Raw genomic sequence first — 257 nt, forward strand, 5'->3', positions numbered from 1 at the left:
CGGCTGATCAATCAGGCGCAGCCGATGCAATTTTACCAGCTCGGCTACTCCGCGTCGGTCTACAACAACCCGACCGCCGGCACACCGGTCAACGGCGCGGTGATCGATCCCAGGCTGCTGCCCGTGGCGCAGGCGGACAACCGACCCTTGTTGGTGAACAGGAAGCCCGTCGTGATGCCGATCGTCGGTGATTATTCGGTGATCCGCAGCCGACAGGATCAGGCTCGTGCCGAGATTCGCTACGACCAGGGCGATGT

Annotated in this window: 1 protein-coding gene; it reads left to right on the forward strand. The window is 62.6% G+C overall.

Features of this window, described 5'->3' with window-relative positions:
- On the forward strand, positions 1-257 hold a 257-nt coding region (locus tag CVH10_RS26200; RefSeq protein WP_181244677.1), incomplete at both ends, for a hypothetical protein.

The organism is Halomonas sp. ND22Bw (assembly GCF_003011945.1).
Classification (GTDB): domain Bacteria; phylum Pseudomonadota; class Gammaproteobacteria; order Pseudomonadales; family Halomonadaceae; genus Halomonas; species Halomonas halophila.